The organism is Deltaproteobacteria bacterium HGW-Deltaproteobacteria-18, from assembly GCA_002841885.1.
GTDB lineage: Bacteria > Desulfobacterota > Desulfovibrionia > Desulfovibrionales > Desulfomicrobiaceae > Desulfomicrobium.
In genome coordinates this window covers 63,175-78,568 of sequence record PHBE01000014.1, presented here as the reverse complement: position 1 = coordinate 78,568, position 15,394 = coordinate 63,175, and the positions used below count along the sequence as shown (strand labels likewise).

The window sequence follows — 15,394 nt, the reverse complement described above, 5'->3', positions numbered from 1 at the left end:
CACATGAGCCCGGCAAAATCGGTGAGCAACGCAGTCCAGAATTGATTTGTGGACGGTTTCAGCGGGCTACGGGGAGTTCGGCCCAGGACGTGGTATAGCTCGGTGATCGCCGTTCCTGGCGCATGTGCCATTCCTTTTTCCCCTGGCCCGAGGCGGCCAGGGTCAGGGTGCCCCGGCCGTGGACGGTGTTGATCCGGTCCATGGCCAGCATGAGCGCGTCGCGGCGGGTTTTTTCCTCCCCATGGGGCTCCAGGAAGGAGAGCTGGCGGCCCGAGGCCGGGGAGAGGTCCAGGAGAATCACGCCCGCCTTTTGGTATCTGTATCCCGGCTTGTGGATCTCGCGCAGGATTTCAAGGGCCGGGCCATGCAGGTCAAGGGTGTTGGCCGTGGGGGCGGGCAGGGCGCGGCAGCGACTCCCGGTGTACTGGGGGCCCGGCTGAAAGCGGTTCGTTTCCACAAAGACCTGCACGGCCGCGGCCACCAGACCCTTGCGGCGCAATTTTTCCCCGGCCCGCTGCACGTAGGCCGAGACCGCCTCCTCCAGGCTGTCCAGGCTCTCGATGCGTGTGCCAAAAGAGCGCGAGCAGACCAGCGATCTGGCCGGGGGAGGGGTCTCCTCCAGGGCGATGCACGGGGTCTGGCGCAGCTCCAGCACGGTGCGCAGGCCGGTCACGGTCAGGTGGCGGCGGATCCAGTCGTCGTCCTGACCTTTAAGGTCCAGAGCGGTGCGCACCCCGCAGGCACTGAGGCGCTGCGCGTTTTTGCGGCCGATGCCCCATACGTCCCCTGTTTCGAGACCCTGCAGAACCTCGTTTATGTCTTCATCGTCCTCCAGCAGGCGTACCCCGTCCCTGCTTTCCTTCTTGGCCAGCCGGTTGGCGATCTTGGCCAGGGTCTTGGTTCGGGCGATGCCTACACAGACCGGGATACCGGTCCACTGCCGCACCGTGTGGCGGATTTCGCGGGCGGTCTGCAGCAGGGAGGAGGCGCTCAAACCCCGCAGCAGCAGAAAGCATTCGTCGATGGAATAGACTTCCGTCTCGTCCGCGAACCGCGTCAGCGTCTGCATGACCCGTGCGGACATGTCCCCGTAGAGGGCGTAGTTGGAAGAGAAGACGTGCACGCCGTTGCGGGTGAAGAATGCCTCCCGCTTGTAGGCCGGTTCGCCCATGACGATGCCTAGGGCCTTGGCCTCGCCGGAGCGGGCGATGACGCAGCCGTCGTTGTTGGACAGCACGACCACGGGCCTGCCCTCCAGTCGGGGGTCGAAGACCCGCTCGCAGGAGGCGTAGAAATTGTTGCAGTCGACCATGAGGTAGAAGTCGCGCATCTAGAGCTTCCGTACCACGCCCGAGACCACGCCCCAGACGTGCAGATCCTGTTCGTCGTTCACGATGATGGGTTTGTAGCGTGGGTTTTCCGGGGCCAGCATGGTCTGCCCCCCCTTCATGACCAGGCGCTTGACCGTCAGTTCGCCGTCCAGCACCGCGACCACGATCCTGCTGTGGGCGGGTTCTTCGGAGCGGTCCACGACCAGGACGTCGCCGTCGCTTATGCCTGCGCCGGTCATGGAGTCCCCGCTGACGCGGACCATGAATGTGGCGGCGGGGTTGCGGATCAGATAAGTGTTCAGGTCCAGGGCGGTTTCGATGTAGTCGTCGGCCGGCGAGGGGAAGCCGGCCGAGATGCGATCCAGATAGAGGGGCGTGCCGGGGCTTGGTTCCGTGACGGCGCGGCCCAGGATTTCGACGCGCTCGCGGCGCGGGGAAGTCAGATGAAGAAGGTTTGACATGCATGAACCATTGCCTCCCGCCTTGGCTTCCGTCAACGCTGGCGTTAGTACTGTCACTGACGGAAACGAACACGATTGGGGACACGTAGCCGATCCTGAGTTGACAGCTTGAAAAATTCAAAATTCGCAGGCCGCTGAAAAAATGGTGAGATGCAAGGAAGCGAAACAATCCAGGACGCGCGGTGTATATGGCATACATAAGCGGTCTGGATTGTTTCGCTGACGCAGCAGATTGCCGTTTTTTCAGCGGCCTGCCAGGGAGAATACATGACCATCACCGCCTGCACCCTCGATTGCCCCGATGCCTGTTCCCTTGTGGCCGAAAATGGGCGGGACGGCCTGCGCCTGCGCGGCAATCCCGACCATCCGTTCACGCGTGGCTTTGTCTGTCCCAAACTCGACGTGCACCGCAGGCGCCTGGCCAGTCCGCATCGCCTGCGCTCGCCCCGGCTCAAAGTCGACGGGCGCTGGCAGGACATAGGCTGGGACGAGGCCCTTGGACTGTGCGCTGAAAAGATCGGCCAGTACCGGGACGAGCCCCGCTCCATCCTGCATGTGCGCGGTTCGGGCAACCGGGGCGTGGTCAAGGCGCTCTCGAACCTCTTTTTTCGCAGACTGGGGGCTTCCGGCCTGCACGGGTCACTGTGCGACGAGGCCGGGATAGAGGCGTGCATGAAAGACTTCGGCAGCCTGCGCACCAACGACATTTCGGACATCCTGAACACCTCGGCGCTCATCAACTGGGGCCGCGACCTGGCGCGGGGCTCCGTGCACCTTGCGGCCATGGCCCGTGCCCTGCGCAAGAAAGGCGTACCGGTGGTGACCATCGCGCCCGGAGAGGACACGGCCCAGGGTTTCACGGATCATTTCGTGCGCGTAAAACCCGGAACGGACCGCTTCCTGGCCGCGGCCGTGCTGCGCGAGGTGCTGCGCCGCAAGGGCATCGCGCCCGAGGTGGCGGCCGGTTGCCACGAGCCGGAGAGTTTTGAGGACCTGCTGGCCGAGTCCGGGCCGAGGCTCCTGGAATGGTGCGGGGCGAGGCCCGAGGACGTGGCGCTGCTGGCGGACCATTACGCCGGGCCTTTGCCCGTGGCGACGCTCCTGGGCTGGGGCCTGCAGCGCTACCGATTCGGCGGCCAGAACGTGCGTTTCATCAACGCCCTGGCCATGCTCTCGGGGCAGGTGGGCAGAAGCGGCGGCGGGGCCTATTTCGGCCTGAGCTCCATGGCCAATCTCGTCCTGCCCTGGAAGGCGCAGACGGCGTATGGCCGGACCCTGCTCATGCCCGATCTGGCCCGGGAGCTTCGCCGCGCCGATCCCCCCGTGCGCATGGCCTGGGTGGAGTGCATCAATCCGGCCAATCAGTTTCCGGAGGCTGCGGCTGTAGCCGAGGCCCTGGCCGGTCTCGATTTTGTCGTGGTGGCCGATGCCTTCATGACCGACACGGCCGAGGTCGCGGACCTGATCCTGCCGGTGGCGCTCATGCTCGAGCAGGAGGATGTCGTGGGTTCCTTCCTGCATGAATACGTGCAGTGGAGCGCCAAGGCCGTGGAGCCGCCGCAGGGGGTGCGCACGGATTATCAGATTTTGTCCGAGCTTGGCGGACGGCTTTCGCCTCCCGTGGTCCTGCCGGAGCCGGAGGCGGCCTTGCGCCAGGCGCTGGATTCCCCGAGCCTGGGCGCCAGCCTGGAAGAGCTGCGCCGCACGGGATACGTGCGCTCCAACCACCCTGCCGTGGCCTTCGAAAACCTGCGCTTCGGGCACGGGGACGGCCTCTACCGCCTGCCTCCCCGCCTGGACCCGCCGGTGGAGGACTCGCAGGACTATCCCCTGCAGCTTTTGACGCTCATCAACCGCCGCTTCGTCCATTCCCAGATCCTGCCCGAAGAACAGGGCGGATCGCCGGTCGTGACCGTGCATCCGCGTACCCTTGAGGCCCTTGGCATCACGCCCGGCGCGGGCTGGCTGGTCACGGAACTGGGGCGGATTGAAGTGCTGCTCGCGGCGGACGAGTCCATGCATCCGGACTGCGTGGTCTACCGGCGTGGGCCGTGGGGCAAATCGGGCGGCGGGGTGAACCGCATCATCGGGTTCGTGGAGACGGACATGGGCGGGACGGGCGCGTACTATGAGCAGCGCTGCCGCCTGGAGCAGCGGGATCAGTAGCGGCCGTTCTTGACCGTGGTCACGTAGAGTTCGTAGTCGGGGTCGTTTTCGACGTTGACGCCGGGGTAGCTCGGTTCGCTCCACTCGAAGCGGTCACCGCGCCAGGCCACGATCGTGCGCCGGGCCTTGAAGGCTGCGTCCACATAGACCACCTCCACGGTGTTGCGCGTGTCGTAGGCGGACGCGTCGCAGACGATGCCGACCTTGGTGAAAGGCTGGCCGTGGATGGTGACTGGGTATCCGGTTCTGATCTTGGGTCGCATGGGCAGCTTACCCTGGCTGAAGGTTTTGACGGGAGGCCTTTTGGGCTGGTGTTTTTCGCGCCCTATCGCGCTTTTGACGTTCTGCAAAGAGAAAATGTCCGTCATGGCTCGCGGGTGTGATCCACGGCACCCGCTTTGATGGCTACCAGAATCAAAGGCGTCTGACTGACTGTTAAAAAATAGAGATTCACAGGCCGTTCATAAATGGCGATCTGCTATTCCCGCTCTCGCGCTGCTGCCCCGGGAGTCACCGGCAGTTCGATGGTGAAGCGGGATCCACCCTCGTCGTTGGACCCGGCGTAAATTCTGCCTCCGTGCCCGCTGGTGATGATGAAGTAGCTTACCGACAGCCCAAGCCCCGTGCCTTCCCCCGGTTTCTTGGTGGTGAAGAAGGGCTCGAAGATGCGCCGCAGGACTTCCGGCGGGATTCCTGGGCCGTTGTCGTCTATCTCGATGCGCACCCAGTCATCCTTGGTGGACATGCGCATGACGATGTGCGGATCGGGGATTTTCTCCGACGCGCCTGCGATGGCCTGGGCCGCGTTGCGCAGGAGGTTCAGGAAGACCTGCTCGATCTCCGTTTCGCTGCAAAAGACAAGCGGGATTTCGGTCTCCTCGATGATTTCGATCCTGATTCTCTTGAAGTCGTAGTTCTTCTTCAGGTCATAGTCGCTGCCCGCCAGGCTCAGGGCCTTCGTCGCGACATCGCGCATGCTGCAAAGTCCGCGCTCGCTCTCGCTTCGGCGGCTGAAGTCGAGCATGTTGCGTACTATGAAGGCGGCGCGTCTGCCCGCCTCGCGAATGTCTTCGATGAAAATGTCGAGCTTGCGCTCCTTCATGTAGAGGTCGAGCAGTTCCAGATCGAGGCCCAGCTTTTGGGCGACCTCCATGTTTTTCGGAAAATCCGCCCTGGTTCTGGTAGCCAGGTTCTGCGAAGCCTGCAGCACGATGCCGAGCGGATTGTTGATCTCGTGGGCGATTCCCGCCGCAATGCCGCCCACGGATATCATCTTCTCGCTCTGGATCATCATCTCCTGGATTTTTTTCTGTTCGGTCACGTCGTGGTATACGCTCAGCGCGTACGCTTCTCCCTCGATGTTCAATACCTGGCTCGACATGAGGCAGTTCAGCTTCATCCCGTCCTTGTGCCGCATGGTCACCTCAAGATTCTTGACCCCCTGTCCCTTGCGCAGTCCGACCAGGATCGAGTCGCGATCGCGCTGTTCGCTGAACATGTCCACGTCCCGGGTGGTCCGTCCGAGCAGCTCCTTTTTGGAGTGGCCGAAGACGTGAACACAGGCCTCGTTGACTTCCTTGATCTGTTCGCTTCCCAGATGGACGAGAAGGATCGCGTCCGGAGATGACTGAAAGAGGTGCACGAATTTTGCCTCGGACTGCCGCAGGCTTTCCTGGGCCCTGATCCGCTCCGTGATGTCGCGGGCGATGCCGAGCATGAAGGACTGACCGTGTTCGTTGAAGGCCGCCACCCTTATTTCCACGGGAAAAGAGGAGCCGTCCTTTCTGCGGTGCATTCCCGGGATGACCACGGAGTTTGCGTCGGCCAGTGCGGTTTGGAGGCTTGAAAAGGCGTCGGGAGTGGCGGCCGCGTCCACGTCCACGTCGCAGATGTGCATGGTCGTGAGCTCTTCGTGCGTGTAGCCGAGTTGCCGGCAGGCCTGCTCGTTGGCGTCGACTATCCGGCCGCTCTGGTCGGCCAGAAAAATGGAGTCCGTGGCATTGTTCACCAGACGCCTGTAACGGGCCTCGCTGGCGAGTAGGGCCGCTTCGGCGTGGATCCGGCCCTTGATCATGGCATTGGCCGATCGGGCCAGTTCTTCCATTTCGGCATAGGGCTGGGATTCGGGGACAAGCACTTCCCCGATTTCCTGGGCCCGTTTGAAAAAGGTCATGAACATGGACAGGCCGCTGCGAAGGCGGGCCACGGCCCGCCTGGCGATCAGGTACTGGAGCAGGAGCACCAGGCCAAGCACGGCGAGCATGGCTGCGGCGTGCTTGTACGTGTTGTCCCAGAGCCGCTCGTGCCTGCGCTTGATCTCCTCTTCGATGGCATCGATGTCGACCCCGGCTCCGATATACCAGTTCCAGTCTTCCACCGGGGTGACGTAGCTCAGTTTGCGGTGGGGAATGTTGTTTTCAAAGGCGGGGAGCTCATATTCGACAAAGCCTCCGCTGTTTTTGGCGGTGCGGGCGAGTTCCTGCACGATCTTGAGGCCGTTGGCGTCCGTGACCTCGAACATGTTTCGCCCCTTGGTCGGGCCAACCAGGGAGATGCCGTCCAGGGTCCCAGCAAAAAAATATCCGCCGTCGCCGAATCGCTCGTATTCGAGATTGCGCAGCACGCGCGCCTTGAGATCGTTCTCGACGTCTTCCAGGTACTCGCCCGTGCCGATAAGCCAGTCGAGACCGGGAAAATGCCTGATGTAGGCCAGCTTGCGATGGCGGTTGTCCTTGGAGCCGGGCTTGGTCCAAAGATATTCGTAGTAGCCTTCACCTTCTTGCCTGGCGATACGGATCATGTCGCGGATGACGGGTTTGCCTTCCCTGTCCCTCATATCCAGCAGGTTGTGCCCTTCAAGTTCCGGTCGGTCCGAGAAGAGCTGTTCTACGCCATCGAGGCCCGTGGCGAAGAAATAGCCCCTGCCGTTCTTGTACCGGATGGGGCGCAAGGCTTCGCGGATCATCTCGGCCAGTTCCTTTTCGTTCTTGCTTGCCGCATTGAGGCGATAAAGATTGTCGGCCACGGACCACGCTTCATGGACCCGCGCACGGATGTCGCTACGCAAGACATCATCCAGACTGGCCCGCTGATCCTTGACCTTGGCCAGAAAGACGTCGACTTCCTGCCTGACCTCTTTTTTGCGGGCTTCCAGGAATTCCTGGCGCAGGAGAGCGCTGTCCTCGTCGAAGTGATAGAGGGCGTCTCCGATCCAGAGCGCGCCGAGCAGAAGGATGCTCAGGGTCGAGATAATCGACGTGAAACGCAGGAATGCGCTGGAGATGCTCGGTTTACGATGCAGGTGCATGAAACCTCGGCTTGTGTCGGCGTTCTGAGATGCGGTGACCGGTTACGGTGTATTCTTGCCGCATGCGTGTTCAATGATCCTGGTCAGATCCTTGATGGAGATGGGCTTGGCCAGGTATTCGTCAAACCCTTCCTTCAGGTATTTTTCCCTGTCTCCCTGCAGGGCATGGGCGGTGAGGGCGATTACGGGCAGCTCGTGTCCGAATCTGTCTCGTATGTACCGTGTGGCCAGGCTTCCGTCCATGACCGGCATCTGGATGTCCATGAGCACGCATTCCACGGTCTCGGTGTCCAGAAGATCGAGAGCTTCCTGGCCGTTGGTGGCGCAGATGACCCGGTGTCCGAGCTTTTCCAGGGATTTTTGCAGGAAGAGCCGGTTGATCGGATTGTCCTCGGCGACCAGTACGGACAACTCCTGCACCCTGGGCTCTCCATCCTGCGCCGGACCTTGCGCCGCCTCTTCCGGCAGCGTCCGTTCGACCGGAAAGCCGAAGCAGAAGGTGGTCCCCGTCCCTTCCGTGCTTTGCACCCTGATAAAGCCGCCCATGGCTTCGATGAGCTGCTTGACGATGGCCAGTCCGAGCCCCGTGCCCTGATAGGCTCTGGTCGGAAAGCGCGCCGCCTGGGTGAAGCGCTCGAAGATGCTGTCCAGCTTGTCCGCAGGGATCCCGCATCCGGTATCGGATATTTCAAATTCCAGCATCATGCGTGCGCTTTTACTTTCGCAGGTCAGGCCTGTCAGGCGCAGTTCTATATTTCCCTTTTCGGTGAATTTGACCGCATTGCCCACCAGGTTGAAGAAAATCTGACGGATCCTGTTTTCATCGCCGAGCACGATCCCGGGCAGGTCCTGGGCAAGCACAAGGGACAGGGTGACATCCTTGTCCTTGAGGCCGGTATCGAAGAAGGCAATGGTGGCCTCAAGCATGCTGCGGACGTCGAAACTGGTGTTTTGAAACTCGATCTTGCCGGCTTCGACTTTCGAGAAATCGAGGATGTCGTTGATGATGTGCAGCAGGTTTTGTCCGGACTGGCGGATAAGGGCCAGATATTCCTGCATGTTCTGGCTGCCTGGATTGCCGAGCGTCAGTTCGGCCAGGCCCATGATCCCGGTCAGGGGAGTGCGGATTTCGTGGCTCATGTGCGCCAGAAAAAGACTTTTGGCTTCGTTGGCCTCCTCGGCCTTGCGCCGGGCCGATTGCAGTTCCAGAAGGGTCTGCTTGCGGATGTGCACGACCAGCGCCAGGGAAATGATGATGACGAGCAAGGCGATGACGATGCTGCCGAAGATCAGGAAGAGCCGTTTGTTGGCCTCGAAGATGCTTCGGGGCCGATGCACGATGACGGAACCTTCGGGCAAGGCCTTTTCGTCAAGGTTGAAGCGGATCAGCTCCCGGTGGTCGAAGAAGAATCGGTTGGCCACTTCCCGGACCACGGGCAGATCTGAAGGCGCGGCTCCATCCAGGATTTGCAGGGCCATCCTGGCCGCGATTCTGCCGTGCTCGGCCCCGTTGACCAGTTTGCCGCCCACGATGCCGTGCCCCAGAAAGAAATCCCAGAATCCGTAGATCGGGCTCTGCGTGTTGGCCCGGATCAGGGCCACGCTGGGGCCGAAGTCGAGCATGCGCCCATCCATCCCGGCAATGGCGTTGGCCAGGAAGACAAGGGTTTTTGGACTCAAGGCCGAGATTTTTTCCAGCAGGGCGGGGGTGGGGATGTCCTGCCAGAAGTGGAAGCGCAACCGTCCGGCATATGATGGCATGAGCCGCAGAAACTGGCTGCGGTTTGATCTGTCCGTGCTGGAGGCCGAGCCTCCGATGACGACCACGTTGCGCGTGTCGGGGTGCAGGGCCAGGGCCGCGTCCAGGGTCTCGCGTACGGAGATTATTTCCGATACGCCCGTGATGCCCTGTGCGCCGCCAAACATCTCCGGCTGGAAATTGTTCACGCCGCAGAAGATTACGGGCACGTCTTTAAAGAGTTCTTCGCGGTTTTGCAGGACAAAGCCGAACGCCGCATCGTCGGAGACGATCACCGCATCCACGGTGTGGCCGCGTACGTGCATGGCGACCAGTTCCGATTGCATCCGGAGCATGTGCTCCCCGGGATAGCGCTTGGCGTCCAGGTATTCGGTGCTGATCGACCAGGGCTTCCCGGAGTCGGTCAGGGTCTGGACGATGCCCTGGTGTATGTCGTCGGTCCAGCTCAGCCCCGGATTGTAGGAATGAATGACCAGAATATTGGGGACGGTCCGGGCCTGTGCGCACAGAGTGCTCAGGGCCAGTAGCACGGCCAGCAGGGAAAAGGCTTTATTCCACAAGTGCCACGGCCTCCTGAAGGAGATTTTCCGGGATTTCTATGCGCAGTTTTCTGGCAGCTTTCAGGTTGAACATGGTCAGCCCCCGCGTTTTAGTGACGATGGGGATGTCTCCGGCGCGTTCGCCGTTCAGGATGCGCAGGGCCATGTCAGCCGCCAGGGTGCCATGTTCGAATCCGGTCTGGATCACGCCGCAGAGGGCTCCGTCGGCGACGGTGTAGTCGAAAAATCCCAGGGAGGGGATGTTTGCATGCTCCTGGGTCCAGCGCATGACTTCCTGGCTCGGGACGATCCGGCCTTCGGCATCGGTCAGGCTGTGGTAGGTCATGATGGCCAGGGCGTCGTGGGTTGCACTGCTGGAGTCAACCAGCTGTCGCCATTTTTCATAGGTGTCGACGATGATCCATTCGGCTTCGATGCCTTCCGGAGTGGAGGCGCGCATCGGACGGACCCCTGCCAGGCTTGAGGTCCTGGAGTCCAGGAGCACCACGACCCTGCGGATGCCGGGGCTCAGGCGGTGCAGCAACTTCAGGCTATCGCTCCAGGCGAGCTCCTCGACGATGCCCGTGACGTTGATCGCGGGATAGCCGTATCGCGCCGGGTCCTGATTGACCCCGCAGAAAACAAAGGCCGGGGCCGAGCTGTCGCCTGCAAACCGCGCCGCGAAATACTGCTGTGCATCGTCGTCGCTGGTGATGACCACATCCGGCCTGAAGGTGCTCATCAGTTCGGCCGCTTTCTGCCCTGCAGCCGTAAGACTGGCTTCGTCGCGGTTGATGTTGGCGTCCATGAACACGGTGCGCAGTTCTATCCGGTGCCTGGACAGCATCCGTTCCAGAGCGTCATGGATGTCTGCGGTCCAGGCGAACCCGCGGTCGTAGCTGTGCACGACCAGAATCTTCCCGCCGGTATCTGCCCCTGCCCCGACGGAGATGGGAGAGACTGCCATGAAGAGTGACAGAAGAAGGGTGGACAGGATTATGCGGCTCATAACTTTTTTTTGTCACACTATGTCGTGTGCCGCAATATGCTCCGGGAGCCAGAAGGCGGGGACATAATGTTTCTGACAAGAAATCCGCCGATCGAAAGTGAAAGGATCACTGGCAAGGTTTCGCCTGGTTCGGTTTCTTCGCGCCTTCCCGACGCAGCATATCCGAAATGGCGCCCATCAGGTCCTTGATGTCGATCGGTTTGGACACATAGGCGTTCATTCCGGCAATGAGGAATTTTTCCCGGTCCCCGTCCATGGCATAGGATGTCATGGCGATGATGGGGATGTTCTTTGCCCCGTCGCCAGCCAGGCCCCGGCGGATGGACTGCGTTGCCTCGACGCCGTCCATGACTGGCATCTGCACGTCCATGAGCACAAGGTCGAAGGGCTCGCTCCTTAGGGCCTCAAGGGCCTCTTTGCCGTTCGACACGTGCTTTACCTTGGCTCCGAACGTACTAAGGAACTTGACCCCGAGGATGCCGCTGAAGTGGTCGTCTTCGGCCATGAGCACGCTCAGGCCGTCCAGGGCGGGGGCGAAAAATGTTTCGCGACTCAGAATGGGCCGAATGTTTTCGGTCCCCGTGGAAAAGTTGATGCTGAAATACATGGTCGTCCCCACCTCAAGCTCGCTGACAACGGAGATGTTGCCGCCCATGAAGGTCACGAGGCGTTTGCAGATGGACAGGCCAAGGCCCGCGCCCTGATAGCTGCGGGTGTATCCTTCCGTGACCTGGGAGAAGGGCTGGAAGAGGTTGCCCAGCTTGTCGTCGGGGATGCCGATGCCGGTGTCGGCTACGGAGAAGAGCACCCGGCATTGTCCTTCATGCGCGGCGGGCAGCAGCGATGCTTCCACGGTCACGCTGCCTGCGTGGGTGAATTTGAGGGAGTTGCCGACCATGTTGCTCAGGATCTGCTGCAGGCGAGTCGCGTCTCCGAGGAGCCGGTGGGGGATGGCCTGGTCGATCCTGAAGTGAAGCTCCAGCCCGTTTTCCCTGGCCGTGGGCGAGAAGAGGTCTCCGGTCTGGCGCAGCACTTCGGACAGATCCATGGGCGCGCTCTGGATGCTGAGCTTGCCCGCCTCGATGCGCGAGAGATCCAGGATGTCGGTCAAAAGTCGCACCAGACGGTTGCAGGAGTGGATCGCTGTGTCCGTGTAGTCTTCCTGGACCGGGTCCAGCTTTGTGAGCTGCAGGAGCTGGAGCATGCCCATGACGCCGTTCAGGGGCGTGCGGATCTCGTGGCTCATGTTGGCCAGGAATTCCGACTTGGCGCAGCTTGCGGCTTCGGCCAGGTCCCGGGCCCGCAGGATTTCCTCTTCGGCCCGTTTGCGGTCGCTCAGATCCATGGCGATTTCGATGCGTACGAGGCGACCGTCGGTCCAGGGAATGACCTGATCGAAATTTCTGTACCATTTGCCGGTCACGGAATTGAAGCATTCCCAGGCGATGACTCCCCGGGGGCGGCCGTTTTCATCCAGCAGCCTGCTGTTGGTGCAGTGGCCGCATGGCGCTGACTCGTGGTTGAAGGCTTGATGGCAGAGCTCCCCGGTGCAGTCGCGTCCGAAGCTGTCCTTTATGTACTGATTCATGAACAGGATGCGGTAATTGTTGAGATCGGCCACGTAGACATCCACGGGCAGGCTGTCGAGGATGGTCATGAGCGTCCGGTTGCTGCTTGCCAGCTCCTCCTGGACCTGCCTGCGGGCGATGGCCGCTCCCAGGCTGGCCGAGACGATGTTCAGGACATGTTCCTCGATGGGCGTCCAGGTGCGCGGGGCGCGAACCGAGTCGAAGCCGAGAAATCCCCACAATGTGCCGTGCAGCTGGATGGGAACCACCAGGATGCTGAGGATGCCTTGCGGTTCCAGAATTTCTCTCTCTTCAGCGGGAAAGTCGCGGACCAGGCCCTTGACGGAGCGCCCGGCACGCATCTCCGCCAGCCAGCGGGGCGTCCAGTCGTTCATGGGCAGGTTCTGCAGATCAGGGTTGTCGAGCTGGGGCGGGATTCCCGGCCGTGCCCATTCGTAGATCTGGCTTGTGAGCTCAGCGCCGGATTCCTTGTCGGTATGTTTTCTGAAAACGTAAACCCGGTCCGTGCCCGTATCCTGGCCCAGTCGCGCCAGGACTCTCGCCATGGATTGATTGAGGTCCGGCTCAAGCAGAAGTTCGAGGGAGGTCGCGGCCGCGAGTTCAAGGGCCTTTTCCCGCTGTTGCGAGCTTTTTTCCGCGAATTTGCGCGGCGTGATGTCGACGATCACCCCTTCAAGGGCCTCCACCTCGCCGCCATCCGCATGTATGGGAATCCCTATTTCCCAGACCCATCTGGGCTTTCCGTCGGCGGTCATGATCTCGAATTCGATATGCACAGGGGCGCGTCTTTCTATGCCTGTAGTCCAGTTTTCTCGGACATTCTGCCGGTACTGGGGCAGGATGAGGTCATTGAATGAGAGACGGGCGCCGTGCAGCAGCTCTTCCCCGCTGTACCCTGTGAGATCAAGGCAACCTTCGGATACGAAGTCCACGGTCAGATCTTTGTCATTGCGACGGCGAAAGGTCATGCCCGGCAGGCTGCCGATGAGGCGGGACGTATTCGCCTCCGAGGCCTGCCGGGATTCTTCCATGCGTTTGATTTCGGAAATGTCGGTGGTGAAGGCCTGGGTATGCGAAATGCTTCCATCCGGGGCGTGGGCGATTCTGGCACTTCCGGACACCCAGATGGCTGATCCGTCCCGGCGCGTGAGTCGCAATTCCCGGTTCGCGGAAGCGGTTCCGGCTCTGTCATGGAGGCTGGCAATGGTCTGCGGGGCACCGGTCAGCAGCTCTTCAGCCGTGTCATATCCGAACATTTTGACCAGGGCCGGATTGGTGAACAGGACCCTCCCGTCGGGCGCGGCCATGGAGAACCCGATGGGGGCGTTCATCAGCGCGTCGCGCAGGTGTTGTTCCTGTCCGGGTCCGGACTCTCCGGAAATACAATGACCATCCGATGCTGAAGAAGGCATCCGCGACTCGCAGGTTGTGGTGTGAAGTGGCCGCCCGGCGACCGGTTTTCATGAATGAGACCAAAATAATGATGCGAAAACCGATTCAAGACCCATGCCGGGAAGATCAGCATTCGAGTTTGTTTCATCATTTTCGGAAAATATCAATCAACTGGCGATTTATTTCAGTCAAGACGTCGAAAAAAAAGCCGGGATCAATATCCGGCCCTTGGTTTTCTGTAGTGCAGAAAAGGGTCCCCGAACCCGCGGTTCAAGAATCGGCACGATGAGTCTTGAAACAATCGCAAGGAAGGGAACGAGTGGGTCAAACGGTGATGCCGCAAATCGGTGTGCCTGGAAAACAGACGCAGCCCTTTCATGCGGCGCGCTGACAAGAAGGGCTCGTATTTACTCATTGTCTGTCGTCTGGAGCGTTCGCAGGGTGCGGGGAGACATATTTCAGAAAAGAAAGAGGGGTTAGATTTTAACATCTAACCCCTTGATTTCTTTGGTGGAGATGAGGAGGATCGAACTCCTGGCCTCTGCATTGCGAACGCAGCGCTCTCCCAGCTGAGCTACATCCCCGAACGTGGAAAGCCTGATATGGGGTCCGGGGCCCGATGTCAACAGGCGGGCGGCAGTCTCCCGTTAAATCAGGTAGCTTTGCAGGACCATGCCTTGCGGCACCGGAGCCTTGTCCTGGTAGATTTCCCAGTATGTCTGCCGGGCGCGGCCCAAGGCCTGGTACAGGGGATGGTCGGTCTGGGCGCGCATTTCCGTGCAGGGCGCGTTGTTCTCATCGACCATGACCAGCCGCTGGGCGCGGTTCAGGATGCCCGCCGTGCCGATGGAGGCGATGGCTGCGATCTCTCCGGCTTCGGCCCGGGCCATGAGTTCGCCGTAGGTCATGTCGCGCTCTTCCACGTTCACCCCCGATTCGCGCAGGATGGCGCAGATGCCCTGGATCGTGACCGATGGCAGGATGAGCGGACTTTCGGGGATTTTCACCACTGTGCCGTCTGTCAGGGCGATGAGACAGCAGGAGGAATCCCACTCCGTGACGTGCCGGTCGCGCAGGGGCAGGTCCAGGCGATCGTCCAGAAACAGGGCCGAGGTGGCCTCGGGCAGGATGGTACGGGCTTCGTCCACGGCCTTGACGCTCAAGAGATAGTTGACACCGAGCTTCAGGTTGCCCGTGCCGTTGGCCCCCACGGCCCGCACCAGGCCCGGCACTACCACGCCGCTGAAGGGCTCGCCCATGTAGCGGTCATAGGTGCAGGTGACCATGCGGATGGACGGGCTCTCGGGAAAGGTCACGCCGATGGACTGGGACTCGTCCACGGTGAAGGGACGCAGGTAGCCCTGTCCGCCGGATTCTCCCATGTACTGAATGAAACCGGCCAGCTCCGGACTGCGCAGGTAGTGCAGGATCATCGCCTCCAGCTCCTCTTCCGAGGGCACAAGGGCCTGCTGGGCCGCGCCCAGGTTGAAGGAGATGGAGCGGCGGAAACGCTGCAGATTCTTGTGCAGATTCAGAAATTGGACATGCAGGCTGCCGTCCTCGGCCGGGCCGACGAAGTAGCGGATGCCTTCGAAGGCCAGACAGAGCCCGTAATGAATGGAGCGGGACACCGCAGGGACCTTGTCCGCCATGGGAACCATGGCGAGGGACTTGCCCTGGAGCAGGTAACGTGACTGGAAATCAGCCCATTTGGTGCCTTCAAAACCGGCCATGGGGGTCCTCCCGTGGGATGGTGAATGGTTATTGTTGAATGCGTGGCAGCGGCAGTTCAGGATTCGGTCGTTGATCTGCAGCGCGCGGAGCAGGCTGCAGACTCTATT

Annotated in this window: 9 protein-coding genes and 1 tRNA gene; 1 reads left to right on the top strand and 9 read right to left on the bottom strand. The window is 61.2% G+C overall.

Annotated elements, in window-relative coordinates; translation table 11 throughout:
• Positions 1 to 58 precede the first annotated feature (58 nt).
• Positions 59 to 1,330, bottom strand: coding sequence for an SOS mutagenesis and repair protein UmuC (locus CVU60_13350; GenBank protein ID PKN41005.1), 1,272 nt, complete (start codon positions 1,328 to 1,330; stop codon positions 59 to 61).
• Entirely contained in the window at positions 1,331 to 1,792 is a 462-nt protein-coding gene (locus tag CVU60_13345) for an error-prone repair protein UmuD (protein PKN41004.1), read from the bottom strand.
• 267 nt (positions 1,793 to 2,059) lie between these two features.
• Here CVU60_13345 and CVU60_13340 point away from each other — a divergent pair, with 267 nt between their 5' ends.
• A complete protein-coding gene (locus CVU60_13340) occupies positions 2,060 to 3,958 on the top strand; it encodes a molybdopterin oxidoreductase (GenBank protein PKN41003.1) in 1,899 nt (632 codons plus the stop codon).
• On the opposite strand, the gene CVU60_13335 is transcribed toward CVU60_13340, so the two are convergent.
• The 7 genes from CVU60_13335 to CVU60_13305 form a co-directional block, all read right to left on the bottom strand.
• Positions 3,952 to 4,326 (bottom strand): hypothetical protein, encoded by a 375-nt coding sequence (locus CVU60_13335; protein ID PKN41002.1) that lies wholly within the window; start codon positions 4,324 to 4,326, stop codon positions 3,952 to 3,954. The two genes, CVU60_13340 and CVU60_13335, sit on opposite strands and share 7 nt — an antisense overlap.
• A gap of 110 nt (positions 4,327 to 4,436) precedes the next feature.
• A complete protein-coding gene (locus CVU60_13330) occupies positions 4,437 to 7,265 on the bottom strand; it encodes a hypothetical protein (GenBank protein ID PKN41001.1) in 2,829 nt (942 codons plus the stop codon).
• 42 nt (positions 7,266 to 7,307) lie between these two features.
• Positions 7,308 to 9,584, bottom strand: coding sequence for a hypothetical protein (locus CVU60_13325; protein PKN41000.1), 2,277 nt, complete (start codon positions 9,582 to 9,584; stop codon positions 7,308 to 7,310).
• Positions 9,574 to 10,572, bottom strand: a complete 999-nt coding sequence (locus CVU60_13320) for a hypothetical protein (GenBank protein PKN40999.1) — start codon at positions 10,570 to 10,572, stop codon at positions 9,574 to 9,576. The genes CVU60_13325 and CVU60_13320 overlap by 11 nt, the downstream gene beginning before the upstream one ends.
• Before the next feature lie 106 nt (positions 10,573 to 10,678).
• On the bottom strand, positions 10,679 to 13,573 hold the full coding sequence (locus CVU60_13315) for a hypothetical protein (GenBank protein PKN40998.1): 2,895 nt from the start codon (positions 13,571 to 13,573) through the stop codon (positions 10,679 to 10,681).
• 488 nt (positions 13,574 to 14,061) lie between these two features.
• Positions 14,062 to 14,137 (bottom strand) — tRNA-Ala (locus CVU60_13310).
• 63 nt (positions 14,138 to 14,200) lie between these two features.
• Positions 14,201 to 15,286 (bottom strand): hypothetical protein, encoded by a 1,086-nt coding sequence (locus CVU60_13305; GenBank protein ID PKN40997.1) that lies wholly within the window; start codon positions 15,284 to 15,286, stop codon positions 14,201 to 14,203.
• Positions 15,287 to 15,394 lie beyond the last annotated feature (108 nt).